The sequence below is a fragment of the Caballeronia sp. AZ1_KS37 genome (genome assembly GCF_023631165.1).
Classification (GTDB): domain Bacteria; phylum Pseudomonadota; class Gammaproteobacteria; order Burkholderiales; family Burkholderiaceae; genus Caballeronia; species Caballeronia zhejiangensis.
The window spans coordinates 301,939-327,603 of record NZ_JALQDP010000030.1; the positions used below are offsets into that span (position 1 = coordinate 301,939).

Consider the following 25,665-nt stretch of genomic DNA (forward strand, 5'->3'; position numbering starts at 1 on the left):
GATTTGCGCCGTCATATCTCGACGCGCGCGCCGAGTTCGATCACGCGATCGGCCGGTAATCGCAAATAGGCCGCGACGTTGCCGACATTGTGCAACATGATCGCGAACAGCCGTTCGCGCCATAAGGCCATGCCGGCGCCGGGCGTCGGCACGACGGTCGCGCGCGACATGAAGTACGAGATCGTCGCGCGATCGAATTTCAGCCCGGCCCCGCGGCACTTTTCCAGCGCGGCGGGAAGATCGACTTCGTCCTTGAAACCGTAGTTCACCGTCACCTGGAAGCAGCCGTTGCCGAGCGTTTCGATCGACACGCGGCGCGCTTCGTCGACCCATGGCACAGGCTCGGTCGCGACCGTCAAAAAGACCGTGTGTTCGTGCAGCACGCGGTTATGCATGAGGTTGTTCAGCAGCGAATGCGGCACGCCGCTCGGATCGTTCGACATGAAGATCGCCGTGCCTTCCACGCGCGCCGGCGAACGTTCGAGCAGGTTGGCGAGAAACGGCTTGAGCGGCATCGTGCCCGCACGCGCGCGCGCTTCCTGGATCATCATCTGCGCACCGCGTCCCCACGTCGCCATGATCGTGAACATCACGAGACCGATCGCCACCGGGAACCAGCCGCCGTCCGCAATCTTCAGGCAATTCGCCGAAAAGAACATCGCGTCGATCACGAAGAAGAACGCGGTGGCGAAGATACATAGTGCCCAGTTGTATCGCCACGCATAGCGGATCACGAAGAACGTCAGCAACGTGGTGATGAGCATCGTGCCCGTGACCGCGATGCCGTATGCGGAGCCGAGCGCCGTCGACGAGCCGAAGCCGAGCACGGCCGCGACCACTGCGAGCAGGAGCGTCCAGTTGATGCCCGGCACATAGATCTGCCCGATCTCCCGAGCCGATGTGTACACGACGCTCATGCGCGGCAGAAAGCCGAGCTGCATCGCCTGCTTGGTCATCGAATAGGTGCCCGAGATCACGGCCTGCGATGCGATGACGGTCGCGATGGTGGAGAGCACGACCATCGGATAGAGCATCCACGATGGAAAGAGCCGGTAGAACGGATTCTGCAACGCGGCGGGATCGGCGATAAGAAGCGCGCCCTGACCGAGATAGTTGAGCGCGAGCGCGGGGAAGACGATCGCGAACCATGTCAGGCGGATGGGCCGCGAACCGAAGTGGCCCATGTCGGCATAGAGCGCTTCGGCGCCCGTGAGCGAAAGCACGACCGCGCCCAGCGCAACGAACGCGAGCCACCGATGCCGCATGCAGAACTCGAGTCCTTCGAGCGGATTGAGCGCCGCGAGGATATGCGGCGATTCCTTGATGTTCATGAGCCCCGACACGGCCAGCACGATGAACCACAGCACCATCACCGGCCCGAAGACGGCGCCGATGCCCGACGTACCGTGCTTTTGCATCACGAACAGCGCGACCAGCGCGACGAGCGTGAGGGGCACGACATAAGGCTGAAGGCCGGGCGCCGCCACTTCGAGGCCTTCCACTGCGCTCAGCACGGAAATGGCGGGCGTGATGACGCCATCGCCGTAAAAGAGCGCCGCGCCCATCACGCCGACGAGCAGCAGCACATGCTTCAGCCGCTTCTTCGATTCCACCGACGATGCCGCGAGCGCGAGCAGCGCCATGATGCCGCCTTCGCCGTGATTGTTGGCGCGCAGGATCAGCGTCACGTACTTGAGCGACACGATGATGGTGAGCGACCAGAAGATCAGCGACACGATGCCGATCACGTTCGCCGGCTGCAAAGGCAGGCCGCCCGCGGGATCGAACACGGTCTTGAGCGTATAGAGCGGACTCGTGCCGATATCACCGTAGACTACGCCGAGCGCCGCGAGCGAGAGCCCCATCAATGCCGGATGGCCGTGCGGCTTCGGCGCGTGATTGTCATCGGCCGGCAAGCCGGGTGCAGTCGATCCCATGATTCCTCCCTGCTTTTCCGAGCCGCGCATGCGGGCGGCCTATTTGTCAGAGGATGAGCGTCTGCCTTGCTGTGTCGATAAAAGTATAGGAACGAAGCGCGGTTATGTCCGCGCAGGCTTCGTTACGCGTATTTGATCTGAGCGACCGCGCGCAGCTCGTCGGCAGTGGCGGTGCCGTAGCCGAAGAACTCCAGATACGCCGGAATCATCTCGAACAGCATGTCCGTGCCGACCTGCACGGCGCAGCCCTTGTCTTTCGCGGCGCGCAGGAGCGGCGTGTATTCCGACTTCATCACCACTTCGCCGACGAACGTGCCTGGCGCGATGCGGTCGATATCGAACGGCAGCGGGTCCGTGTCCTTCATGCCGAGCGGTGTCGCGTTGACGATGACGTCGAAGCCGTCGGGATCTTTCGTATCGGTTCTGACGATCAGGTTCGGATAGTGCTCGCGCAAGCGCGAGGCGAGCCCTTCGACGGACGCCGTGTTGGTGTCGAAGATAGCGAGTTCCGCGACGCCCGCCGCCGCGAGCGATGCCGCGATCGGCGAGCCGACGCCGCCGCTGCCGAGCACGAGCACGCGTGTGCCCGCGAGTTTGCGGCCCTTGCGCTCGACGCCGCGCACGAACCCAGCGCCGTCGAACTGATCGCCGACGAGCGTGCCGTCTTCGCGCTTCAGGATTGCGTTGCAGGCTCCGGCGATGCGCGCGGTGGGACTCACTTCATCCATCAGGCCGACGGTCGTGATCTTGTGCGGCATGGTGACGAGCGCGCCGCGGATGTTCGTCAGCTTGAACAGATGCGGCAGGAACGCGACGTAATCGTCGGGTTTGACGCCCATCGGCACGACGACCGCATCGATGCCCTGTTTGTCGAACCAGGGGTTGTAGATCATCGGCGCCTTGAACGCTTCGGTCGGGTAGCCGAGGTGAGCAATCAGAGTGGTCTTGCCGCTGATCATGGCAGCTCCTTTCACGATGTCGGACGCGCGCGGTCGCGCTCCGATCATGATAGAGCGGATTGCGTCTGCCGCAGTGCGGCAATCAGTGACTCGCGCCGAGGTAGGCCGCCTTCACCGACGGATCATTGCGCAACTGCTCTGCCGGGCCGTGCGTCGCGACGCGCCCGTTTTCGAGCACGTAGCCGTAATCCGCGACATTGAGCGCTGCGGCTGCGAACTGTTCGACTAGCAGCATCGTGACGCCGTCCGCTTTGAGGCGCTCGATGATGCGAAAGACTTCGTCGACGAGAATGGGCGCGAGACCCATCGACGGTTCGTCGAGCAGGACGAGGTCCGGATTGAGCATGATGGCGCGCGCCATGGCGAGCATCTGCTGTTCGCCGCCCGATAGCGTGCCGGCGAGTTGATTGCGACGTTCTTTCAGACGCGGAAAGAGTTCGATCGCGCGTTCGAGATCGGCGCTGACATCGCCCTTCGGGCGCGACCATGTGAGACGCGGAAAAGCGCCGAGCAGCAGGTTATCGGTGACGGACATGGTCGCGAATACGCGGCGTCCTTCCGGTGAATGCGCGAGTCCGAGGCGCGCGATCTTGTGCGAATCGAGCGAATCGATGCGCTTGGAGTTGCTGCCGACGCCCATTGTGATTTCGCCTTCGGTCGGCTTGATCATGCCGGAGATGGCGCGCATCGTCGTGGTCTTGCCGGCGCCGTTCGAGCCGATCAGCGTGACGACTTTTGCCTTCGGCACGGTTAGTGAGATGCCGTGGAGGACTTTGACTTTGCCGTAGCCGGCGTGGAGGTTTGTTATCGTCAGCATTTTTCTTTTTCGGCTTTTGGGGGAATCCTGTGATCGTGTCGGTCTATTAGCACTGCCCCTGTGCGGGGCGGCACTCACTTTCTTTGCTGCTGCAAAGAAAGTAAGCAAAGAAAGCAGCTTCCGATACGCCCGCGGTCACACGCAATTTGGGTAGTCCTCTCGTCCTTCGTGGGCTGCCTAACGAGTGCCCTCATAGGTCCCATCGGGCTTGGCTCGCGCACGGTCCGCCTCGTCGCACCACACAACAAACTGGTTCAGCACCAAACAGCTCCAGCCCGCTTCGCGGCCGACCGGTCAATCGGGTCCGCGCGTGCTTCTCTACTAACGTCTCCATCTCACTGCAATCGCCGCCCTTTGGTTTCCCTTGCGGACCCGGCGGCAGCGCGTAGCGCTGTGCCGAAGCTCTTTCGTGCTGAACCAGCGGCCATCTAAAACTAGCTCGTCAGACCGTGCGCGATCCAAGCCCGATTGGTCCTTTGAGGGCGACACTTAGGCGAGTGCCACCGAGGACGAGAGAACTACCCAAATTGCGTGTGACCGCGGGCTTGAAAAGCTGCTTTCTTTGCCTACTTTCTTTGCAGCAGCAAAGAAAGTAGGTGCCGCCCCGCACAGGGGCAACGCTAATAGACCACTAAAAAAACGGGATCCGGCGAAAACAAAACCTAAGCCACCTGCGCCGCCTGCCCCCCCAAATAAGCCTCGATAACCTTCTCATTAGCCTGAATCTCGGAAGGCTTCCCTTCGGCGATTTTCTGCCCGAAGTCCAGCACGGAAACCGTATCGCAAACGCTCATCACCACATCCATATGATGCTCGATCAACACAAGCGTGATGCCATGATTGCGCACCTTGCGAATGATCGCGACGAGTTCGCGAATATCCGGCGCGGTCAATCCGGCCGCGGGTTCATCGAGCAGAAGCAATTGCGGATCGAGCGCCAACGCACGCGCGATTTCAAGCAGACGCTGCTTGCCGTAGGGCAGATTGCGCGCTTCCTCTCCGGCGACATGCTCCAGGCCCACAAAACGAAGCATGTTGAACGCACGCTCGCGCGCCGAGCGCTCTTCGCGCCGATATCGCGGACTCATCACGCCGACATCCGCGATGTTCGATCTGAACGTGTGATGCAAGCCGACGAGCACATTCTCCAAAGCCGTCATCTCGCCGAAGAGCTGCACGTTTTGAAACGTCCGAGCGATGCCCGACAGCGCAATCTTCGACGACGTACGCCCCGCGAGCGATTGCCCCTCGTATTCGATCGCGCCAGCAGTCGGGACATAGATGCCCGTCAGCACGTTCATCATCGTGCTCTTGCCGGAACCGTTGGGACCGATGAGGCCGTGGATCGTGCCGCGCTTCACAGTGAGATTCACATCGTTCAACGCCTTCAGGCCGCTGAACTGCATCAGCACGCCGCGCACGTCGAGGATCGTATCCGCGCCTTCCGTATCGACCGCCGCGACGGCATCGTCCTGGCGCGTATGGCTCGCGAGCTCATCGGTATCGACCTTCGTCACGCGCACGCGGCCAAGGTTCAGCGTCTTGCGCACGAAGCCGACGATGCCATCCTGCAGGTAATAAACGACGAGCAGGATCATCAGACCGAAGATGGTCAGACGCCAGTCGGTGAGCGCCTCGATCCAGAACGAAAACACCGCTAGTCCCGCCGTGCCGACGATCGGCACCGCAACGCGCTGCGGCGTCGTCGTCTTCTTCGCGAGCGCAAGCGCGGCGCCCGCGACGACGACGACCGCCAGCGCCGTCGCGACGACGCGGAAGTTGGAGATATCGTCGAGCAGCTTGGGTAACATGACGATCACCGTCGAACCGATGATCGCGCCCGTGCGCGTCTTGCGTCCGCCCATGATGATGGCGAGCAGGAAGAGGATGGTCAGTTCGAAGTTATAGGTGTTAGGCGAAATGTATTGCTCGGAATACGAGTACAGGCAGCCCGCGAGGCCCGCGAATCCCGCACTGATTACGAATGCAATTACCTTGTAGCGATACACCGACACGCCCATGCAGTCCGATGCGATCGGGCTGTCTCGCAGCGCTTCGAATGCGCGCCCGAGATGCGACTTCAGCACGCGATGCACGACGATCAGCGACACGACGAGCAGCGCCGCGACGAGCCAGTAGTACTGCACCTCGTCGAGCCTGTGTCCCGCGAACATCGGCTTCGGGATCTTGAGACCCATCGGTCCGTTGGTGAGGAAATCCATCTCGTTGATGAGAATCTGGATGATCGTGCCGAACGCGAGCGTCACCATCGCGAGATACGGACCGGACACGCGCAGCGCGGGCAATGCAAGGATCGCGCCGAAGCCGGCTGTGATCAGAATCGAAAGCGGCGCGGTCAGATAGAACGGCATGCCGAGCTTGATGAACAGCACGCCCGCCGTGTATGCGCCCACGCCGAACAATCCCGCGTGACCGAGCGACACTTGCCCCGTGTAACCCACGACGATATCGAGCCCGAACAGCAGGATCGCGTAGATCATGATGGTTTCGACGAGGTGGATGTAGTACGGATTGCCTGACGCCACCGGGAAAATTGCGAGTGCGGCGAGTCCGACGAGCGCCGCGATCCAGTTCTTTGCTTTCATCGTCGCCGCCTCAGACTTTCTTGATCGCCGTCTTGCCGAAGAGACCTGCGGGCTTGACCGCGAGCACGATCAAGAGCAGCACGAGTCCCGGCACGTCCTTGTAGCCGGTGGAGATATAGAAGCCGGTCGTCGTCTCCGCGATGCCCAGGATCATCCCGCCGACGATGATGCCCATGCCGCTCGACAAGCCACCGATGATCGCCACGGCAAACGCCTTGAGGCCGAGCACCGCGCCCATCGTCGCGCCGGTCAATGTCAGCGGCGCGATCAAAACCCCTGCAAATGCAGCGGTCAACGAGGAAAGCGCATATGAAAACGTGATGACGAGGCCGGTGTTGATGCCCATGAGCGACGCTGCATCGCGATCGTTCGCGGTCGCGACCACGGCCTTGCCGAAGATCGTCTTGCGGTTGAAGAACTCGACCGCGAGCATCATCACGAGCGCGCCGCCGACGACGAGCAGTTCCATCGGCAGCACGTTTGCGCCGAAGACCTTCAGTGGCGCTTCGGGCAGGGGCGAAGGAAAGCGCAGATCGTCGCGGCCCCAGACGTTTTCCGCGACGTTCTTGAAGATGATGCCGAGCGCGATCGTCGACATGATCCAGCCGAACTCGGACTTGATCTTGATGGCGGGCCGCACGCCGATGCGTTCGACGAACGCGCCCTGCGTGAGGCCGAAGAGACACACGAGCGGAATCATCAGCCAGTAGTTGACGCCAGCGGATACGAGCGTGAGGCCGACGAGCGCGCCGAGCATCAGGGCATCGCCCTGGCCGAAGTTCAGCGTGCCGGATGTGGCGAAGGTGAGTTGATAGCCGAACGCGATCACGGCGTAGATCATGCCGAGTGCTATGCCGCTATAGACGAGTTGAAGGAGGATCATGGTCGGGGTTTTTCTTGTGCAGGTCTGCGCTTCTTGAGATTCCTGATTTCGCTTCGGTCTATAGCTTTTGCGTGATGCTGTTTTGCTGGATCGCGTTTTCGTGTCGGCTCGGTGTCGTCGCCGGATCCCGCTCTCGCGTCGGTCTATTAGCACTGCCCCTGTGCGGGGCGGCACTCACTTTCTTTGCTGCTGCAAAGAAAGTAAGCAAAGAAAGCAGCTCCTGATACGCCCGCGGTCACACGCAATTTGGGTAGTCCTCTCGTCCATCGTGGGCTGCCTAAAGAGTGCCCTCAAACACCTAATCGGGCTCGGCTCGCGCACGGTCTGTGTCATCGCACCACACAACAAACGGGTTCAGCACCAAATAGCTCCGGCCCGCTTCGCGGCCGACCGGTCAAGCGGGGATGCATGTGCTTCTCTACTAACGTCTCCATCTCACGGCACTCGCCGCTCGCCGCTTTCCCTTGCGGACCCGGCGGCAGCGCGTAGCGCTGTGCCGAAGCTCTTTCGTGCTGAACCAGCGCCCTTCGAAAACTGGTTCGGCGGACCGTGCGCGAGCCAAGCCCGATTGGTCCTTCGAGGGCACTCTTTAGGCGAGTGCCGCCTGGGACGAGAGAACTACCCAAATTGCGTGTGACCGCGGGCTTGAAAAGCTGCTTTCTTTGCCTACTTTCTTTGCAGCAGCAAAGAAAGTAGGTGCCGCCCCGCACAGGGGCAACGCTAATAGACCGACACGAATACGGGATCCGGCGATATAAAAAAATCAATTCGAAGCAGTAGTGGTCTGCTTGGACCGCAGAGTCCCGCCGCCTTTCTTATCGGCGTCATACGCATAGATCACCCGCCCGCCCTTCACCTCCCCGATAACCGGCACATTCGGCGTAATAGCCTCGTGATCGCCCTTCGTAAAGGGCTTGTCGTACACCATCACGACACCTTCCACCTTAGTGTTCAAATTCTCGAGCGCTTCCTTGACCTTCGGCCCATCCGTCGTCCCCGCCTGCTTGATCGCCGCAGCAAGCAAATACACCGAGTCATAACCTTGCGCAGCAGAAACCGGCGAATCGATCCGCTCGTTCTTCGGCTTGAATTCCTTCAGATAAGCCTCGATGAAGGCCTTGCGCTTCGGCGTGTTCGCTTCCTGAATGAAAGTCTGCGGCATGCGCGCACCTTCGCCGTTAGTGCCGGCATTGTCGATGTAATTGGCCATCGAAAGCGTCCAGCTACCGATCAAAGGCACCTTCCATCCAAGCTTGGCCATGCCGTTCGCGATCTGCGCAAGCTCGGGCCCGATGCCGTAAGTCAGCACCGCTTCCGCACCCGCCTCCTTCGCCTTCAGCAACTGGGCCGTCATGTCGACGTCCTTGATGTTGAACTTCTCCACGGCGACGGGCTTCACGCCTTTCGCGGCAAGCGCCTTTTCCAGATCCTCGCGGCCGAGCTGGCCGTAGTTGGTCGAATCGGCGAGAATCGCGACCTTCTTGAAGCCACGCTTCGTCACCGCTTCCTCGACGATCATCGGTGCCTGAATGCGATCGGCGGCAGCGTTGCGGAACACGTAGTTATCGGGCTGATCGTCGAATTGCTTCGTCACCACCGTGCCGGTCGCGACATTGTTGAACACCGGAATCTTCGCTTCCTGAAAGAAGCGCTGCGATGCGAGCGCTACGCCCGTGTTGATATAGCCGACAACCGCGACAACCTTCTCCTTGTTGATGAGCTCCTGCGCGATCTGCACGCCGCGCTCGTTCTTCGCTTCGTCATCGCGCTCGACCAGCACGATCTGACGCCCAAGCACGCCGCCCGATTTGTTGATCTCGGCGGTGGCAAGACGCACGCCATCGCGCATGCTGACACCCATGGAAGACGAACCGCCCGTGAACGGACCATCGACGCCGATCTTGATCGGGTCGGCCGCGTGCGCCAACGAGAAAACGCCGAACGCGAGCGTGCTCGCAATGAGCTTCATCTTCATGTGTGTCTCCGTCGCCTGATTCGTTATTTGAAAGTCCCATGCAACGCGGCGAATTTCGCAATGCCTTTTAAACGCATTCCGCGTTATCGATTACATAGACTGTGAGCGAGTTTAGAAAAATGTAAGGATATGACCATATTCGGACATACCCGAAGAGCACGAGCGTTAGGCCACACCCAATGCATCGCAACTGTGCAAAGCCCGGCATAACCCGGAAAAGATGCGAATTTAGACAGCATCCCAAAGCGTTTTCATGGCTTTCGAAACGGAGAAAACAGCGGGTATACGCGTAACGCCAAAGAAAAAAACGCGCGGCATCCCGGAGGATGACCGCGCGTAACCTTGCGCACTCTTCAGGCTATCGCAGCGATGACAGCGTTTGCGCGATGCACTTGTTATCGCGGCGCACCGGTTTCGATCGCGTGCGCGAACTGACGCAGCACCGCGCCCGATGCATCGGTGACGGCCCAGAACGTCATGCCATCGTGATTCCAGCGCGCGAGCGCGTAACCATCGTCGGATTGCGTGACGACCGGCTCCGTCTTCGCTTCGCCCTTGCGCTCGGGAAATACGTACACGTCGATCGGATGCTTCAGGTAGCGATACACGACGACCGCCACCGGCCGATGATCGATGTAATCCAGCCGTCCGCCGACGAGCGCGAAGCCCGGACCCGCCGGATCGATCACCGGCGGCGCATAGTCGATCCGGCCGTTGAACCACGGCTTAACCGTGTGCTTGTCGCTGGACAACACGTCGATCGGACGATCCGACATCAGCGCGCGCACATGGCTCGACACGATCTCCTGCGCGATGGGCGAGCCCGTCGATACGGACGAGACGAGCGGCAGCGCCTGGAACCACAGCATCGTGCCGAGCACGAGCGCCGAGAGCGTCGCGCCCGCGAATGCGCCGCCGAAGAACGGCCACGGCGCGGCAAACGGATTGCGCGAGCCGCGTTTCGCCGGACGCGCCGGCTCGCGCCTGCACGCCTCTTCCTCGGCCTGAGCCCGCACGCGCGCCAGCACTTGCATGCGCAGATGCACCGGCGCGCGCTGATACAGCGAACCATCGGTAAGCCTCGCATCGAGCGAGGCAATGTCGTTATTTTCCATTTCCCGACTCCTCTGCGTGACCCGGTCCCGCGCGGCGCACGAGCCGCACGCTCGGCTTGTCCTGCCCGCCCTGGGCCGCGCGCACCGCCCCCGCCAGCATCTTGCGGCCGCGCGCGAGCCGTGACATCACCGTGCCGATCGGCACGCCGGTCACGGAAGCGACTTCCTTGTAGCTCATGTCTTCGAGTTCGCGTAACACCAGCACCTCGCGAAAGGCGATCGGCAGCGCCTCCAGCGCGCGATGCACCAGATGAATTTCGTCGCGGCGCACGGCGAGCGTTTCGGGATCGGCCGCGCCTTCCTCCGACCATCCCGGCAAGGCTTCGTCGCCGCCCAGTTCCTCGTCGTAGGGCGTCGCGTCGGCGAGTTGCACGCGCCGCCGCCATTCCGTGAACCACGTATTGCGCACGATCGCGAGCAGCCACGCACGCGCGTTCGCCTCCTCGCCGCCTTCGAATCCGCCGAAGAAACGGAACGCGCGCAGATAGGCTTCCTGCACGACATCGTCGGCATCGTTCGCGCTTCCCGACAGCCAGCGCGCGAGGTTGTACGCGGCGTCCAGATGCGGCATCACCGTCGCTTCGAAGCGCGCGTGTGCCGCCTCGGCGTCCGCCTGGCCGCGGCGCCCGGACCTGTCTTCTTTCGACCTGCCTGGCCACATCGCGCGGGTCTCCTTTCCACAATCACGTTCGGAAAACTTCGTTCGGGCGCGGCGGCATCGCTTTTCCGCGCCTTCCCATCCGTTACTCCTCACGCGGGCGCTTTATTCCCGTTTGCAACGGCGACTCAAAAAAATATAGCGGGAATATCCCGCCGCATTCGCTGGTTCGATGGACGGATGCCAACGTGATCCTGCCCGCCGCAACGGGCATCGCCGGCTTCGCGCCCATGCACCGAGCCGCCGTGGGCCCGACTTCACCGATTCGAACGACAAGAACCGCGGCCGTCATCATCAAAGGAACCATCATGAAACCCGACCCGAACGCACTGCCGCCCGCGCAGCAACGCGACGAACTCGACGAGCACGGCAAGCGCCGCCGCACCGCACTTTCGTGCATGGCCTGGGCGGGCGCCGGCGTCATCTGGACGGTGAGCGGCGGCGTGCCCGTTTCGCGCCTGATCTCGTCGGCGGAAGCGGCCGAGCAGACCGGCTCGTTCAGCTTCGTGCAGATCAGCGACAGTCACATCGGCTTCAACAAGGATCCGAACACGGAGCCGACGAGCACGCTCGAAGAAGCCATCAACCGCGTGAGCGCGATGGAAAAACGCCCCGCGTTCATGATCCACACGGGCGACATCACGCATCTGTCGAAGCCCGCGCAATTCGACACGGCGACGCAGATCATCGGCAAGTCGGGCATGGACGTGCATTACGTTCCCGGCGAGCACGACGTGCTGGTCGAAGAAGGCAACGCGTTTTTCGACCGCTTTTCCGGGCAATACGGCAAAGGCAGCACGCGTCACTGGTACAGCTTCGATCAGGGCGGCGTGCATTTCATCGGCCTGACCAACGTGATCGACCTGAAGGGCGGCGGCCTCGGCTTTCTCGGCGATGCGCAGCTCGCGTGGCTCAAGGCGGATCTGCAGGGCAAATCGAGCAGCACGCCGATCGTCGTGTTCGCGCACATTCCGCTGTGGGCGTTGTATCCGCAATGGGGATGGGGCACCGACGACAGCGCGCAGGCGCTCGCGCTCTTGAAACGCTTCGGCTCGGTAACGGTGCTGAACGGCCACGTCCATCAGGTGGCGCAGAAAGTGGAGGGAGAGATGCGCTTTTATTCGGCGATGTCGACGGCGTTTCCGCAGCCCGCGCCGGGCGCACCGTCCGGTCCGGGGCCGATGAAAGTGCCATCCGAACAATTGCGCACGATGCTCGGCCTGCGCGAAGTCACGCATATCGCGGGACGCGGGCAACTTGCCGTCACCGATACGTCGCTCGCGGGGGTGCAGTCATGATCGCATCGACGATTGCGCACTACGTTTCGCCCGACAATCTCCGCCCGCTCGCCGGCAAGCTGCTGCGCCAGGCCGCGCTTGCGCTGGTCGTGAAAGGCGTCATCGGCGTGGCGATTCCGTCGGCGTGCGCGGCAGAACCCGCGCAACAGGTCGCGCTGGCGAACGCGCCGACCGTTTCCATCGACAACTTCGCGTTCAATCAGGCGACGATTACCGTGCCCGTCGGTACGAAGGTGACGTGGGTGAATCACGACGACATGCTGCATACCGTCGCCGACGAGGGAAAGAGCTTCAAGTCCGATCCGCTCGACAGCGGCGACAGCTTCTCGCATGTGTTCGACAAACCGGGCACGTACAAGTACTTCTGTTCGCTGCATCCGCACATGACGGGGACGGTCGTCGTGCAATGAGTCGCGTCAGCCGCGCGCCTTCGCGATCGCGGCGAGATTGCCCTCGCCGAATCCGTGATGCCCGCGCCGCTCGACGATCTCGAAGAACATGTCGCCGGGCTTGCGCTCGACGAACGTCTGCAGAAAAAGCTGCGGCGTGCCGTCTCCGAGAATCTCGCCGTCGACGAGAATGCCGCGCGTGCGCAGCTTTCCGATGTCGAGACCGTGGCCCGGCAGACGCTCGTCGATCTCGTCGTAATAGCGCGGCGGCGGCTGCAGGAAGCGCACGCCGCGCGCCATCAATGCATCGACGGAAGCGAAAATATCCGCCGATGCCAGCGCGATATGCTGCACGCCCTCGCCTTCGTGATCGGGCAGATATTGCTGCATCAGATCCGTGCGATAGGTGCCTTCCTCGTACACCGGAATGCGGATCGAGCCGCACGGCGAAAGCGTGACGGCGGAATCCTGCGAGACGTGCCAGTCCGGATGCACCTGATGAATCTCCGAGAAGTGCAGCACTTCCCGATAGAAATCGAGCCATTCCTGAATGCGGCCTGCGCCGACCGTCTGCGTGAAGTGGTCGACTTCGAGCAGGCCGGTGCCGTTGAGATCCGCGCGTGCTCCGGGAATCGGACGAAAGTCGATGTCGTAGATCGACGTCTCGCCGCTGTTCTTGCCCGGCCAGTGATCGACGAAATAGATATGGGAATCGCCGATGCCTTGAATCGCCGGAATCGCAAGCTCGTTCGGGCCGATTTTTTCGCCCTCGAAATCCCACGCGCCGTATTCGAGCGCGCGCTCGTGGGCGACCTGCGCATCGAGCACGCGAATGCCGATCGCCGCGATGCCGACGCCATGCGACTCGGCAAAGCGCGACGCGAACGAATCCGGCTCCGCGTTCAACAGAAAATTCATGCTGCGCTGGCGAAAGAGCGTCACCGCCTTGCTGATGTGCTGCGCGACGGGCACGAAGCCGAGCGTCTCGAACAGTCGGGCGAGCCCTGCAGGATCGGGGCTGGAAAACTCGACGAACTCCAGCCCCGCGATGCCGAGCGGATTGTCGCCGAGGTTCGAATCGGGCGTCGCGCGGGCGGAGGAAGAGGAGTCGGGCTGGGTCATCGGCAATACCTCGAAAATGTACGATCTGGTTCACGGACGCAAAACTACCACGACCTGCTGCTTCCGTGCGACCGGCGGCTTCATCCAAATGGCCGCGACGATGCGCCTAGAGTAGCGGCAGCGGGATTGCCGTGTCAAAGCCGGGGCCGCCCGACGCGTCCCGGCCGATCGTACGCGCCTTCAGGCGGCGAGGCGCGCCGCGCTCATCGACGGACGCTTCGCTTGCGGCGGAAACACGTTCCAGGTGCCGTCGTCATGACGGAAGAAGATGATCGCGAGCGGGCCGCCCGGATGCTGCGCCTCGATGCAGACGTAGCGCGCGCCGGTGACATGCGAACGGCACAGACGCACGACGCGTGCCGGATGCGCGGCAGTCGGGGCGAGCCATTTGTCGACGGCCCAGTGCAGCGAGTTTTCGGTGGTTTGCATGATGGTCTCCTCGGAATCGATCGGCAAAACGTGAGGTTCAGGCTGCGAGCGCCACGTTCATGCGGCGGCGGCGTTCGGCGGCGACATAGGCGCGGAAGAGTCCCGCCACGGCTCTGACGGCCGCGTGGGGATCGATGAAGCACGCTTGCACCTGACGGCTGCGGGCGCGGCCGTCGAGGCACCACGTAACGAAGTGCTCGCAGTTGTTGGTGAGCAGGTGATAGTTGTCTTCGCCGAGGCGGCTGCGGGCGCGGCGCACCGCTTCCATGCCGACGAACTTCGCGGCCGGGTTCTGGCGGATCGTGACTTCATGACCGGCGGCGAACTGCTCGACCGGGACTTCCTCGACCGGGCCGCGATGCAGCGACTTCGCGAAACCGGCATAGTGGATGACCATGCCGTTGCCGGCATAGATGCCGTGATGTTCATAGCCGGAACGGCGCGTGACGAGTTCGGTGCCGAGCGCGGGTTCGTCGTCGAGCGAGAAGCCGTTCGCGGCGGCTTGCTGTTCGATCAGTCCGATTTGCTGGATGGTTGACATGGCTGGCTCCGATTTTTCTTTGCCTGGCGCCAGGTGTTTGTTCGGCGCCGGGTTGCCTAGCCTTTCGCATCTTCCTTGCCAGTTCCGATAAGCCATTGATTACGCGTGGTTATTGCGGAATCGGGAGCGTGTTTCGACGGCGTTGTGTTTTTCATCGGCCAACAGTTTTCTTGCGCGTTTGTTGGACCTGCTGCACCAGAATTCGCGTCGTGCGGGCCGATCGGACGCGCGCCGCGTGTGTTGGTTATGCGGCGCGACGCCAACATCGCTTGTTGGCGACGATCCAACGGATGCGATTCGGCATGCAGCCAGCCTCGTTTGCGCCGATGCCGCCAGGACGCCGTCCCATCGGCGATTCGGACGCAACCTCCGCCATTTGGCGTGCGTCGGCATGGGCCTTGCATTGATCCGTGCGTCCTGCTCACAGGCCATCCCGGAGAAACGACATGTGCGCCTTGACCGTCAGCGATCTCGAATACGACCGCGTGCTGGATCACGCGGCGATGTCGGCCATCAGCGGCGGAGGCGGTGCGCCGTGGGTGTTCGGCTGGATCACGCCTTTCGTGGAGCGTTCATCGGGCGGCGGGGCCGCAGCCGGCGCGATTACGCTGGTCGATGTGACCAACAACATCTACGCGGTCACGAACAACATCACCAATAACGTGACGAACATCACGGTCGGCCAGATGGTCAATCAGTTTCAGAACGTCGCGGTCAGCAATACTGGCAACGGCGCGAGCCTTACCGTCAGCCCGAATTCGGTCGCGGGGAATCGCGCGGGCTAAAGCGGTGCAGATCAAGATTCGCTTCGGACGCGCGTTGGTACACAATGAGCGGGATCGTCCGCAAGGCCCGCCCGACGCCGCGTCACCCAGCATTCCGGAGGTTGCCGTGACCTTCACCACCGAGTTTCGATGGACATCCGCCGCCCGCACCGACACCGGCTGCGTCCGGCAGATCAACGAAGACGCGCTGCTCGATGCGCCCGAGCGCGGACTGTGGGCCGTCGCCGATGGCATGGGCGGCCACGCGGTCGGCGATCTGGCGAGCCGGATGGTGATCGAGAGCCTCGCGAAGGTATCGCCGGCGAACGATCTTGCGGGCACCATCGCCGATGCCCGCGCGCGTCTTCTCGACGTGAACGACAAGCTGCGTGCGGAAGCGGCGCGGCGCCAGGTGTCGCGCATCGGCAGCACGGTCGTCGTGCTCGCTGCGCGCGATGGCGCGTGCGGTTATGTATGGGCCGGCGACAGCCGCATCTATCTGCTGCGCCAGGGACGGCTCGTGCAGCTCACGCGCGATCACAGCCACGTCGAGGAACTGAAGGCGCGCGGGCAACTCACGGCGGAAGAAGCGCTGCATCATCCGGCGCAGCATCTCATCACGCGCGCGGTCGGCGCGCTCGATGTGCTCGAACTCGACGAGAACACGCTCGCCCTGAACGACGGCGATACGTTCCTGCTATGCAGCGACGGTTTATCGAACGAAGTCAGCGAAGCCGAAATGATGAGCGAGCTCGCGCCGGGCAATTGCGATGTCGCCGCGCAAAGGCTGCTGGAAATCGCGCTCGCGCGGGGCGGGCGCGACAATATTTCAGTGGTCGTCGCGCATGCGGTCGATTTGATGGCGACGGATAAGACGCAGGTGAATCCGTCGATTTAAAGGCGGCTCAACCGCCCGCCTCCTTGTTCTTCTGCGCCGCCGCTCGAAACTCCTTCGAATGCAGCCCGTGCTTTTTCAAAAGCATCTGCAGATGCGAGCGGTTCATCTCGTACCGTCTCGCAAGCTCGGCCACCGTTCCGCCGGTTTCCTGCAAGCCTCGTTCGAGAAACGCGCGCTCCGCTTCGTCGCTGGCGACGCGCTTCGCTTCCGCGAGCGAGCTCGCCGTCGCGATGCCGTTTCCGCTCGCCGCCGGCCCGCCCATTGCGAGCGAGAGCGATGACTTCGGCCGTATGTCGACCGGCAGATGATCGATGTCGGCCATATCGCCCGCAAGACACGCGAGGCGGTACACCACGTTCCGCAACTCGCGGATGTTCCCCGGATAGTCATAGTTGCGCAGAAAATCCCGTAGCCGCGGCGACAACTTCACCGGCCGGCGCTTCAATGTCGCGGCCGCTTCGTCGCCGAAATACGCGAGCAGCAGCGGAATTTCATCGCGGCGTTCACGCAAAGCAGGCAGCGTCAGATGAATGACGCTCAGCCGATAAAACAGATCCTCGCGAAAACGCCCCTCGTCGCAGAACTTGCGCAAGTTGCGATTCGTTGCCGCGACGATGCGCGTATCCACCGCGATGGGCTCGTCCGAACCCACGCGCTGAATTTCATGCGCTTCCAGTACGCGCAACAGCTTCACCTGCCCCTGCAAAGGCAGTTCGCCGATCTCGTCGAGAAAGATCGTGCCCGTGTGCGCGCTTTCGAATTTTCCCTTGCGATCATTGCTCGCTCCGGTGAACGCGCCCTTGCGATGCCCGAATAGTTCGGACTCCAGCAGATTGTCCGGAATCGCGCCGCAGTTCACCGAGATATACGGCTTGTCGGCACGCGATCCGTTCGCGTGAATGACCTTCGCCATCAATTCCTTGCCGGTGCCGCTTTCGCCATCGATCAATACCGGCAAGTCCGTCGGCGCGGCTTTTTCCGCGATTTCCAGCGCTTCCAGCAACTTCGGGTTATCGCCGAACGTGCCTTCGAATACGAAGCTGCGTTCGATCAGCGCCTGCCGCCGCGCGCCCGGCGGAAGATCGCGCTTCGGTTCGGCGGCCGCCGCCTGCACGAAGCGCTCCTTGTGCGACAGTTGCATGACTTCGTCGCGCAGGGTGCTCGCCTGCCGCAACAGCTTTTCGATCTCGGGACGCTCGAGCCGCGAGGTCCATCGAAGCGTCGAGCGCAAGATCTCGATCTTCTCGATGAGCCCCGCATACGAAATCGCCGATGACGCGGGCGCGCTGGTATCGCTTTCCGGTTGGTCGAGTATTTTCATGCTGCGCTCAGTTGCTTTTGCACGAGTTGGTAGTACATGCCCTTTCTCGCGACGAGTTCGTCATGCTTGCCCTGTTCGACGATGCCGCCTTCGTACAGCACGAGAATCTTGTCGGCGCGCATGATCGTCGAAAGGCGGTGCGCGATGATGACCGCCGTGCGCCCTTTCAAAATCTCCTGCATGTTGCCGAGAATATTGCTTTCCGATTGCGTATCGAGCGCGGACGTCGCTTCGTCGAATACGAGCAGACGTGGATCGTGATACAGCGCCCGCGCGATGCATAAGCGCTGAATCTGTCCGCCCGACAATCCTACGCCGCGCTCGCCGACCACCTGCTCATAACCGAGCGGCATCTTCGCGATGAACGCGTGCGCGTCGGCCATCTTCGCGACTTCTTCGATACGCCTTCTGTCCGGCGCTTCATCGCCGCTCGCGATGTTCTCCGCGATCGTCCCCGAAAACAGCAGGTTGCTCTGCATCACATAGCCGATCTGCGCGCGAAAGAAACCTTTATCGACGACGTTGATATCGTAGCCATCGACGGTCATCTTGCCTTCGCTCGGCGCATAGAAACCGACGAGCAGTTTCGCGAGCGTCGTTTTACCGGATCCGCTGCGCCCGACGATCGCAATCAGCTCGCCCGGCTTGATATCGAAGCTGATGTTCTCCAGCACGTAGGGCGCATCGCCTTCGCCATAACGGAAGTACACGCCGTTGAAACTGATATCGCCCTGCAGGTCGGGCAGCATGACGCGCTGCTGCATGTCTTCGGGCTTCTGCTCCGGCTCGATATCGAGCACGTCGCCGAGCCGCTCCATCGCGACGCCCGCATCGTTCAGCAGGCTCCACAAGTTGATGAGACCCATCAGCGGCGCGAGCACGCTGCCCATGTAGGCATTGAACGCGATCAGTTGCCCGATGGTCAGTTCGCGCGCAAGCACGAGATTCGCGCCGACCCATAACACGCCGATGGTCGTCGCCGCATTGAGCAACTGGCTGCACAAGCCCACCACGATATTGAAGCGCTGCGACTTGTATTGCACTTCGAGCGACTTCGCATACTTCTTTTCCCACTTGAGACGCACCGCGCGCTCGATACCCATGCCCTTCACCGTCTCGACGCCGCCGAGTGCTTCCATCAGATACGAACGCGCATCCGTTCCCGCTGAGAACGTTTCGCGCGCGTTCTGCTTGATGCGCGGCGTCGCGACGACCGTGAGCACCATCATCGGGATGACGAACGCGATCAGCAGCAACGTGAGCTTCACGTTGTAGAGGAACATGATCGTGAAGTAGATGAAGATCATCAGCAGGTTCAGCACGGTCGATACCGTCGATTCGGTGAGAAACGCGCGAATCGTGTGATTCTCCTGAAAGCGCGCGAACACATCGCCGGTCTTGCGCTTCGCGAAGAAGCCGAACGGCAGCGAGAACGTGTGCCTGAAGAACTGCGACATCATCGCGAAGTCCATGTTGCGGACCATGAAGTTCGCGAGATACGCGCGTATCGTCGTCATGAGCTGCGTGAACAGGCTCGCGATGATGAGCCCTGCGATCAGCACATGAAGCAGGTTCACGTTCTGATGCACGATCACGCCATCGAGAATGTTCTGGATGATGAGCGGCGGTATCACGCCCAGCACTTGAATGACGAAGGTCGCGAGAAAGAGATGCAGCAGGATCTTCTTGTACGGCTTCAGATAGCCGACGAAACGCAGCCACGGCGAACGCGACACGGCCTTTTGCGTAAGATCCTGCCCCGGCGTGAAAAGCAGACACGTGCCGCTCCAGCCGCGCTCGAACTCGCCGACGGTCATCTTCCTGAAGCCGATCGCCGGGTCCGCGACCCATACGTTCTCGCTCGACACGCCATAGACGATGATGTAGTGGTATCCCTCCCAATGCGCGATGAACGGCATCTCGAAGCCGCGCAACGATTCGAACGTGCACTGCACGCCGCGCGTCGTGAAGCCGAGCGATTCGCCGGCGCGTGCGAGTGAATCCAGCGTCGCGCCGGATGTCGTGACGTTGGCCAGTTCGCGCAGCTTGCCGAGCGTCATGTTGATGCCGTAGTGACGGCAGATCATCGCGAGACAGGCCGCGCCGCAATCCATCTCCTCCGCCTGCTCGATCCACGCGAAGCGCTTGATGACGCGCTCGCCCAGTTCGGGCTTCGTGTGCAGATCGAGCATTGCGGGCAGCTTGCGGCGCTCGGTGATCTTCTTCTGCCGCTGCAATTCGCGCTCGGTAAAGCGGATGCGCTCTTCGAGCACTTCGCGCAGCTTCACGTTTCGCTCGATGATGAAGTGCACGGTCTTCTCGGGAATCACGAGCAGGCGCGTATCGGTGCTCGCGATGGCGGAGGCCATCTGCTCCTGGCGCATCACGCAGGCCTTCTCGCCGAAGATCTCGCCGGGACCGAGCGTCGCGAGCACATGCCGCTCGCCGCCCTCTTCGCGCACGATCCGCACTTCGCCTTGCCGCACGACATAGAGACGCCGGTCGTCGCGCGACTCCTGCTTGAGAATCTCCTTGCCTTCCGCGACACGCTTCACGCCGACGCTGCGCACGCATTCTTCGAGTTCGGCCTTGTCGAGCTTGCCGCGCAAATCGAAGAGCTTTGCGACGAAACCGCCCGCCGAGTTAATGGCGACATAGCTCGTGACGAAGGCGAGCGCGGCGGGATTCTTCGCGATGACGGGGTCGATCGCCGTGCGCGGGATGAACAGCAGCTCGGTCTTGCCGGAGGAGCGCACCGACGACTCATGGCGATAGTCGCGCAGCATCGCGATATCCGCGAAGGTCTCGCGCTCCTTCTTCACCCCCATGCTGATTTCCTTGCCGTGCTCTTCGGTGAAGATACGCACGGACCCCGCTTTCACGATATAGAGTCCATCGGCCGCATCGCCCGCATTGCACACGGTCTCGCCGAAACCGAAGCGCCGCGACTCCGCTTGCGCCGCGAATTGCTCGATTTCCTCGCGCGTGAAGGGCGAAAGAATCTCCACCGACGAAAGAAAGTCGGCAGGCGAATCAAGGCTCGATGGAGCGTCCATGTCGTGTCGCGTTCCGGTCGATCAGCGTGCTTCGATGACGTGTTCCTGCGCACGCGCCATCATCCAGTCTTCGCGCAGCAGGCGGCGAATTTCCGCGGACACGTCCTCGTCGAGCTTCGCCGGATACTTCGCCGTCACCGCGAAAATCTCATACGATGCGCCGTCCGCCGATACGAACGGCCCGAGCAGATCGCCGACCTCCGCGTTGAAGACTTTCGCCTCGACGTCCGGTTTCATCTGTCCGCGCATCACGCGGCCGATCACGCCGCCCGCGTCGCGCGTGTCGGCGAGCGAGTGCTCGCGCGCCATGTCGGCGAAGCTGTCGGGATCGTCGTTCAGATACGAGATCATTTCCTTCGCGCTGCCTTCGGTGTCGAGCAGGATATGACTGACTTCGATGCTGTCGAACTTCGGCGAGTTGAGCTGGAAGTACTCTTCGATCTCGCGCGCCGTGCCTACCTTGTCGAGCATCTTTTCCTGATACAGCGTGTCGGTGATGAAGACCTCGAACTCGTCGAGGCTCACATGCAGCGCATCGAGATAATTGTTCATGTCCGCCGCGCGATGCAGACCGCGAATGCGCCGGAACTGATCGGCGCGATTCTGGATTTCATCGTCGCTCACGGCGATACCCGACTTCTTCGCCGCGCGCACCGTGAGCTTGTCGCGCACGAGCTGCTCGATGAGACTGTCGAACTGACCATTCAACTTCAATAACCTGATGAATTCGCCGACGTCGACCACTTCGTCGTCGATACGCACAATCGCCGTCATATCGTTCTCCGTTCGGTTCCATGTTGAATTGCGCATCATGTTCGCGTTGCGGCGCCCGTGTAACCCCCCATATTTATCCCGCTACATTGCGGAACGGATCCAGCCCGAGATCGATGAGGCGCCGCTCGCGCACGACGATCTCAGCGGTCGCCGTCATGCCGTAACGCAGCGGATACTTCGTGTCCGCGATCTGATAGGAATCGCGATCGAGCGTCACGCGTCCTTCGTAGACGGGTTGCTTGCTCGTCGGGCTCGGCTTGGTCGCGGGCGAAATGAACGCGAGCGTGCCCTCGATCACGCCATAGCGCTGATAAGGAAACGCATTGAACTTGAGCTTCACGCGCTGCCCTTCGCGCAGAAACGCGCGGTCGTGCTCGGCGATCTCGATCTTGAGCACCGGCTTCGCATTGGCCGGCGCGATGCCGCCGAGCGGCGTGTTCGCCTGTATCTTGTCGCCGGGCTGCGTCGATGTCACGTCCGTCACCACGCCGGACACCGGCGCGAGAATCAACAGGAAATTGTCCTTGTCGATGTTCTCGAACTTGATGCGCGCGGCCGCATCCGCGACGAGGCGCGCGGTCTGTAGTTGCAAACGCAACTTGTCTTCGGTGCTCGCGACTTCGCGCATCGCGGCTTCGTATTGCAGACGCAGGCTCGTCGCTTCCTGACCGCTCGTTTCCAGTTGACGCTTGGCCTGCGTGAAATCGTGACTCAGACGGAAGTCGAGTTCCGCGAGCCGCGATTGCTCGACGCGATACGCGCCGTCCGCTTCGAGATAGGCATTGCGTTTCTGATCGACCTGCGCTTCCGCAATGCCGCCGCCGCCCGGCAACGCGAGCAGACGCTGAAAGCGGTCGAGTTCGACCTTCGCGGCATCGCGGGCGCGGCGCGCGTTTTCGAGCGTGCTGCGTGCTTCCTGCAACTGCGCCTTCTGACCTTCCGCGAGCTTGCTCGTGCCTTCGGCCACGCGCTGCTGATGTTGATGCTCTTCCACATCCATCTGATCCTTGAGCGCGGCGATCTTGCGCTCCATCAGCAGCTTCTTTTCGGGGAACTGCTTCCATTCACGCTCGGCATCGTCGAGCTTGAGCTGCGCTTCGAGCGCATTGGTCGCCGCTTCGATCGCACCGCGCGCATTCAGGCGCGCGACGACATCGTCCTTGCGCACGGGCTGCCCTTCGGCGATATAGAGATCGGCGAGCTCGCCGTCGATCGGCGCATAGAAACGCCGCACTTCCGATTCCGGCGCGAGCGTGCCTTGCGCCGTCACCATCACGTCCGCATGGCCGACAAACGACCACACGAGCGCCGACGCGACGAGCGCCACCATCGCGAAGACAAGGCCCTGCGTGAGCCGCGCGGGCTCCGCCGTGAGAATCGCGATGCCTTCGGCGCCGTGTTCGCCTAGCGCCTCCGACAGCGGCTTAAGGTGTGCGTCTCTCTTCACTGCTCGTGCCTCCGCCGATCAGACTCAGCTTGGTATTGAGAAGCCCCGGTTCGAGCACCATCCGCAGATCCTGCAGCGAACGCCGTTGCAGATCCGCTTCGGTGTCGATCTCATTGGCGAGCGCGGTCCACTTCGCCGTCGCGCTGTCCGCCTTCACCTGCCGGAAAATACGCATGCCGCGCGTGGCCGCGTCTTCCGCGTCGGACAGCAGCCGTGCCTGCGTCCGGAACACATCCGACACGCCCGATTCGAGCCGCTGCGATCCGCCGATGCCGCCGTTCGTCCGATACTGCTGCCACGACGTTTGCGCCTGCGTCATCAACGCTTGCGCGCGGGCCGTCGCCCTGTCCTTCAACGCGGTGAATTCGGGCGCGACGGCTTTCGCGTAGAACGCGTCGCTCTCGAGATCGAGCGTCTCGTAGAACGACAGCAGCGCGTCTTCGTAGCCCTTCGAGCCGCGCGCCTTTTGCAGCTCGGCGAACTGCGCGGCCACGGCTTTCTTGTGCGCGAGTTCCTTCTGCACGGTCTGCGTCCACGAGCCTTGAGGCAGCTTTTGCAGCGCGTCGATCGCCTGCGCGCTCTGTCCGCGATTCCATGCATCCGCGACGCTCGTGTATTGCGCGAGCACGTCGGGCGGCGGCAACTGGCTCGCGGTCATCTGCCGAAATTTTTCCTGGAACGGCGGCGTCGAGAAATGGGCCTTGCTGACCGAACCCGCGAGCGGCGCGAGGCTCGCACCGTTGATGCTGCGTCGCAAGCCCGCGTAGGCATCGAGATCGGCGCGCACGCGATCGAGACCCGCGAGCCGCGGATACTTGTCCGCATATTCCTTCAACGCCGCACCGATCGCATCGGGATCGTCCTGGCCGAGATTCTTCGCGATGCTGGCATCGAGCCTCTCGATGGCCGCGAGATACACCGAATCGTCGCTTTGCAGCTTGCGCAGATGACTCAGCGCGAGCGCATACGGATCGCGGAACTCGGGCACATAGCCCGCGATGCGGTCCAGATCGCGCTGATGTCCCGCCGCGTCCGCTTCCCAATGCTTCAGGATTGCGCCGATGCGCGGCTCGTCGCCGTACATGCGGATCGGCGCTTCGGCGCCGCCACGGCTCATCACAAAACTTTCCAGCTTGCCGATCCATTCGAGTTCGTCGATAAGCGAATGCACGTCTGCGTTGTGCTCGCTGAGCGAACGCATCTGCGCGATGATCGCGTCCGCGTTCGCGAAATCGCCCTTTTTCAGTGCAGCAAGCCAGCGCGGCACGTTCGACTTGAGCACGGCCTCGGTGTTCATCGACGTGAACGGCGCGTCCTTCGGATGCGTCTTCAGATATTCGTTCGTGACGGCCGCGGCCTCGGCGTACTCGCCGTGCTCCATCAGCGATTTGGCCTCACGCTCGTTCGAACCGCTATAGAAAAGCGCGGCGCCGACTGCAACGAGCGCCGTCAGCACGCACGCCACGATGATGCGCGTGCGGCGCGCGGCGCGCGCATCGTCGTTCGCGAGCACACGGCGCAACTCCGACACGAAGAGCCCGAACTTGCTGCGCTTCGCGGCGCGCGCGTCCGGGCGCTTTTCCTCGGCGGGTGTCGGCTGCGCCTCTTCGTTGACTTCATCCTCGCGCGCCGCGGCCTGATCGACGCAGAAGATGTCGAGAAACGAATGCGCCGAGCCGACGAAGGTCGTCTTGTCGCTGTCGGATTCGTCGTCGTGCGATGGCGCGGCGACCTGCGCGACGATTTCCGTGAGCGTCGATTCGCTTTCGTCGCCGTGCAGATGCACCACGTACGCGAAGTGCGTTCCGCCGAACGCGACGGTATCGCCGTTCTTCAGTTCGACCGCCGACGCGCCGAGCCGCTCGCCGTTCACGAACGTGCCATTGGTGCTGCCGAGGTCTTCGACGAACGGCGCGCCGCTCTTGATGAACACATGCGCGTGGCGCCGTGACACGTAATTGACCTGATGCGGATACTCATCGCGATAACGCGAAAACGTGTCGTCGGTCTTGCTGACGAGAAACGGAAACTGCGCGAGTTCGATCGGCCGAAGACCGAGATCGTCGCGCTGCGGCGTAAGCGTGAGGCCGATTGGTTTCGGCGCATTCGGACGCCGCGCGCGCGGCGCGAACTGCACGCGATACGACAGCTTGCTGCCGAACGAAATGACATCGCCGCTTCGCACGCGCGCGGGCGTCTCGCGCACGGGCGTGCCATTTACGGCCGTGCCGTTCTTGCTGGCGAGATCGGCGATATAGACGAACCCGTGCTCGATGAAGATGCGCGCATGACGGCGCGAGAGCTGCGCCACGGCTTCGGGCGGACTCGTATCGAACGGCGCTTCGGCGCGGCCGATAGCGAAGAGATTTTCGTCGATACGGATCTCCGTGAGTCTCTCCGCCAGCTCGCGCGCAAGCTCGCCATGCGGCGCGGGCTTCAGGACGACGTCGAACGCCTCGCCCACGCTCGGCTGCGGATCCGCCACGGAAAAGCCTTGAGCCATGTCCATGTCACGAGGTACGTCCAGCCGCTGCCGCCGACGCGCCAGAGGATTGCCCGGCAACGTCGGGCGCATGGACAAGTTGGACCGCGCCGTAATCGAAGTCATTTGCAGCCGGCGGCTGTTGAGAGTTTAAGTCACGCATCGTCGTAGTCAATCGTGCTGCAGCGCTGCAT

The 25,665-nt window shown here is 62.2% G+C and carries 20 protein-coding genes; 4 read left to right on the forward strand and 16 right to left on the reverse strand.

Translation table 11 applies throughout. From position 1 onward, the window contains the following. Positions 1–11 precede the first annotated feature (11 nt). From NCS00_RS17645 to NCS00_RS17680, 8 genes are all read right to left on the reverse strand, one after another. A complete protein-coding gene (locus tag NCS00_RS17645; RefSeq protein ID WP_175979374.1) occupies positions 12–1,937 on the reverse strand; it encodes a potassium transporter Kup in 1,926 nt (641 codons plus the stop codon). Positions 1,938–2,059: 122 nt separating this feature from the next. Continuing rightward, the gene (locus tag NCS00_RS17650; protein WP_250440629.1) at positions 2,060–2,896 is read right to left on the reverse strand and encodes a shikimate dehydrogenase family protein; all 837 of its coding nucleotides are present in this window, start codon (positions 2,894–2,896) and stop codon (positions 2,060–2,062) included. A gap of 82 nt (positions 2,897–2,978) precedes the next feature. Next, positions 2,979–3,713, reverse strand: coding sequence for an ABC transporter ATP-binding protein (locus NCS00_RS17655; RefSeq protein ID WP_175979375.1), 735 nt, complete (start codon positions 3,711–3,713; stop codon positions 2,979–2,981). A 662-nt stretch (positions 3,714–4,375) separates the two neighbouring features. Continuing rightward, the gene (locus tag NCS00_RS17660) at positions 4,376–6,319 is read right to left on the reverse strand and encodes a branched-chain amino acid ABC transporter ATP-binding protein/permease (protein ID WP_175979376.1); all 1,944 of its coding nucleotides are present in this window, start codon (positions 6,317–6,319) and stop codon (positions 4,376–4,378) included. Between the two features lie 10 nt (positions 6,320–6,329). Further along, positions 6,330–7,202 (reverse strand): branched-chain amino acid ABC transporter permease, encoded by an 873-nt coding sequence (locus NCS00_RS17665; RefSeq protein ID WP_008353273.1) that lies wholly within the window; start codon positions 7,200–7,202, stop codon positions 6,330–6,332. Between the two features lie 763 nt (positions 7,203–7,965). After that, positions 7,966–9,177, reverse strand: coding sequence for an ABC transporter substrate-binding protein (locus NCS00_RS17670; RefSeq protein WP_008353271.1), 1,212 nt, complete (start codon positions 9,175–9,177; stop codon positions 7,966–7,968). 395 nt (positions 9,178–9,572) lie between these two features. Next, the gene (locus tag NCS00_RS17675) at positions 9,573–10,292 is read right to left on the reverse strand and encodes an anti-sigma factor family protein (protein ID WP_250440630.1); all 720 of its coding nucleotides are present in this window, start codon (positions 10,290–10,292) and stop codon (positions 9,573–9,575) included. After that, on the reverse strand, positions 10,282–10,953 hold the full coding sequence (locus tag NCS00_RS17680; RefSeq protein WP_250440631.1) for an RNA polymerase sigma factor: 672 nt from the start codon (positions 10,951–10,953) through the stop codon (positions 10,282–10,284). Before NCS00_RS17680 ends, NCS00_RS17675 begins: the two co-directional genes overlap by 11 nt. A gap of 305 nt (positions 10,954–11,258) precedes the next feature. On the opposite strand from NCS00_RS17680, the gene NCS00_RS17685 reads away from it, so the two are divergent. Beyond that, entirely contained in the window at positions 11,259–12,248 is a 990-nt protein-coding gene (locus NCS00_RS17685; RefSeq protein WP_175979380.1) for a metallophosphoesterase family protein, read from the forward strand. Further along, positions 12,245–12,658, forward strand: a complete 414-nt coding sequence (locus NCS00_RS17690) for a cupredoxin domain-containing protein (protein ID WP_008353264.1) — start codon at positions 12,245–12,247, stop codon at positions 12,656–12,658. Before NCS00_RS17685 ends, NCS00_RS17690 begins: the two co-directional genes overlap by 4 nt. A gap of 6 nt (positions 12,659–12,664) precedes the next feature. On the opposite strand, the gene NCS00_RS17695 is transcribed toward NCS00_RS17690, so the two are convergent. The 3 genes from NCS00_RS17695 to NCS00_RS17705 form a co-directional block, all read right to left on the reverse strand. After that, complete coding sequence (locus NCS00_RS17695) at positions 12,665–13,759, reverse strand: 4-hydroxyphenylpyruvate dioxygenase family protein (protein WP_175979381.1); 1,095 nt, start codon at positions 13,757–13,759, stop codon at positions 12,665–12,667. Between the two features lie 180 nt (positions 13,760–13,939). Further along, on the reverse strand, positions 13,940–14,188 hold the full coding sequence (locus tag NCS00_RS17700) for a hypothetical protein (protein ID WP_033537064.1): 249 nt from the start codon (positions 14,186–14,188) through the stop codon (positions 13,940–13,942). A 37-nt stretch (positions 14,189–14,225) separates the two neighbouring features. After that, positions 14,226–14,729 (reverse strand): lecithin retinol acyltransferase family protein, encoded by a 504-nt coding sequence (locus NCS00_RS17705; RefSeq protein WP_250440632.1) that lies wholly within the window; start codon positions 14,727–14,729, stop codon positions 14,226–14,228. Between the two features lie 446 nt (positions 14,730–15,175). Here NCS00_RS17705 and NCS00_RS17710 point away from each other — a divergent pair, with 446 nt between their 5' ends. Together NCS00_RS17710 and NCS00_RS17715 are read left to right on the forward strand one after the other, a co-directional pair. Next, entirely contained in the window at positions 15,176–15,514 is a 339-nt protein-coding gene (locus NCS00_RS17710; RefSeq protein WP_250440633.1) for a hypothetical protein, read from the forward strand. Positions 15,515–15,620: 106 nt separating this feature from the next. After that, positions 15,621–16,391, forward strand: a complete 771-nt coding sequence (locus NCS00_RS17715; protein ID WP_250435870.1) for a PP2C family protein-serine/threonine phosphatase — start codon at positions 15,621–15,623, stop codon at positions 16,389–16,391. A gap of 7 nt (positions 16,392–16,398) precedes the next feature. Here the strand turns inward: NCS00_RS17715 and NCS00_RS17720 are convergent, their stop codons facing one another. The 5 genes from NCS00_RS17720 to NCS00_RS17740 form a co-directional block, all read right to left on the reverse strand. Next, a complete protein-coding gene (locus NCS00_RS17720; RefSeq protein WP_008353257.1) occupies positions 16,399–17,712 on the reverse strand; it encodes a sigma-54 interaction domain-containing protein in 1,314 nt (437 codons plus the stop codon). After that, the gene (locus tag NCS00_RS17725) at positions 17,709–20,768 is read right to left on the reverse strand and encodes a peptidase domain-containing ABC transporter (protein ID WP_008353255.1); all 3,060 of its coding nucleotides are present in this window, start codon (positions 20,766–20,768) and stop codon (positions 17,709–17,711) included. The genes NCS00_RS17720 and NCS00_RS17725 overlap by 4 nt, the downstream gene beginning before the upstream one ends. Before the next feature lie 21 nt (positions 20,769–20,789). After that, positions 20,790–21,542, reverse strand: coding sequence for a peptidylprolyl isomerase (locus tag NCS00_RS17730; RefSeq protein WP_008353254.1), 753 nt, complete (start codon positions 21,540–21,542; stop codon positions 20,790–20,792). A 73-nt stretch (positions 21,543–21,615) separates the two neighbouring features. Next, positions 21,616–22,989 carry a beta-barrel domain-containing protein gene (locus tag NCS00_RS17735; RefSeq protein WP_008353252.1) on the reverse strand — a complete coding sequence of 458 codons (1,374 nt, stop codon included), beginning with the start codon at positions 22,987–22,989 and terminating at the stop codon, positions 21,616–21,618. Next, positions 22,967–25,492 (reverse strand): FHA domain-containing protein, encoded by a 2,526-nt coding sequence (locus NCS00_RS17740; protein ID WP_250440706.1) that lies wholly within the window; start codon positions 25,490–25,492, stop codon positions 22,967–22,969. The genes NCS00_RS17735 and NCS00_RS17740 overlap by 23 nt, the downstream gene beginning before the upstream one ends. Between the last annotated feature and the right edge of the window lie 173 nt (positions 25,493–25,665).